The following is a 1877-nucleotide window of genomic DNA, read 5'->3' as shown; positions in this document are numbered from 1 at the left end:
GAAGACTTCCATTTCCGCGAGAAAATTTTTCACTTCGACCACGAGCGGATCCCCGAGCGTGTCGTCCATGCTCGCGGCTACGGCGCCCACGGCTATTTCGAAACCTATGAATCTTTGGCCAATTACACCCGCGCCGATATCTTCCAGCGCGCCGGAGAGAAGACACCGGCCTTTGTTCGGTTCTCCACTGTCGCGGGCAACAAGGGATCAGCCGATCTGGCACGCGACGTCCGGGGTTTTGCCGTCAAACTTTATACCCAGGAAGGCAATTGGGACATCGTCGGCAACAACATCCCGGTTTTCTTCATCCAGGACGCCATCAAGTTTCCCGATCTCATCCATTCGGTCAAGGAAGAGCCCGATCGCGGCTTTCCGCAGGCTCAGTCGGCGCATGACAATTTCTGGGATTTCATCTCGCTGACCCCTGAGAGCATGCACATGATCATGTGGGTCATGTCGGACCGAGCCATCCCGCGCTCCTTGCGCTTCATGGAGGGCTTCGGCGTTCACACCTTCCGGATGGTCAACGCCAAGGATGAATCCACCTTCGTCAAGTTTCACTGGAAGCCGAAGCTCGGCATGCAATCGGTGGCCTGGAACGAGGCGGTGAAGATCAACGGTGCCGATCCGGATTTCCATCGCCGCGACCTGTGGGATTCGATCCAGGCCGGCAATTTTCCCGAGTGGGAGTTGCAGCTGCAGCTGTTCGACCAGGCGTTCGCAGACAGTTTCGATTTCGACGTTCTCGACGCCACCAAGCTGATCCCCGAAGAAATTCTCGCGCCGATCCCGGTCGGTCGTCTCGTGCTCGACCGCATGCCCGACAATTTCTTCGCCGAGACCGAGCAGGTCGCGTTCATGACCCAGAACGTGCCACCCGGCATAGACTTCTCCAACGACCCGCTGCTGCAAGGTCGGAATTTTTCCTACCTTGATACACAGATAAAGCGCCTGGGCGGACCCAATTTCACGCATATTCCGATCAACGCGCCAAAGTGCCCGTTTCATCACTTCCAGCAGGATGGCCACATGGCCATGCGCAACCCCGTCGGCCGGGTGAACTACCAGCCGAATTCCTTCGCCCAAGGCCCGCGGGAGTCACCCCAGCTTGGGTTCAAGGCGTTCGCCGAAGTGGAAGAAGGCCCAAAGCAGCGGATCCGTGCCGAGAGCTTCGCCGATCACTACAGCCAGGCACGACAGTTCTACATCAGCCAGACATCGCCGGAGCAGCAACACATCGCGGCCGCACTGACCTTCGAATTGAGCAAGGTGAAGACCCCGGTCATTCGCGAACGGATGGTTTCGCACCTTCTCAACATCGATGATGGGCTTGCCAAGAAAGTCGCTGCGGATCTCGGATTGAAGGCGATGCCGAAACCTGCCGATGCCGCTGTTGCCACTCGCCGGGATCTTGCCGCCGCGCCATCGCTCAGCATCCTGGAAAACGGGCCTCAACAGTTCAAAGGCCGCAAGCTCGGAATCCTCGTCACCGACGGCACCGACGCCGCGCTGCTCAAGGCCCTGACCTCGGAATTGGCCAAGGCCGGCGCCAGTTTCGAGATCATCGCTCCGAAGGTCGGCGGCGCGAAAGCCAGCGACGGCAGCCTGATCGAGGCGCAACAGATGATCGGGGGCGGCCCCTCCGTCCTCTACGATGCAGTAGCGTTGCTGCCGTCGAAGGCCGCGATGGCCGACCTGATCAAAGAAGCGACCGCGCGCGATTTCGTCGCCGACGCTTTTGCGCATTGCAAATTCATTGGCTATGTCGACGCCGCGATGCCTCTTTTCGAAAAAACGGGTATCGCCGACAGCCTCGACGGAGGCGTCATTGCGCTATCGGGACCGAAGGATGTCACCGGCTTCCTGACGGCCCTGGG

General features: G+C 59.5%; 1 protein-coding gene. It reads left to right on the top strand.

Annotated elements, in window-relative coordinates:
• Nucleotides 1–1877: catalase (gene katE, locus B5V02_RS08730; RefSeq protein ID WP_167458425.1), on the top strand; the 1877-nt coding region annotated here is incomplete at both ends.

The organism is Mesorhizobium kowhaii, assembly GCF_003253745.1.
Lineage (GTDB): Bacteria > Pseudomonadota > Alphaproteobacteria > Rhizobiales > Rhizobiaceae > Mesorhizobium > Mesorhizobium kowhaii.
This window is presented reverse-complemented; position numbering and strand designations above follow the sequence as displayed.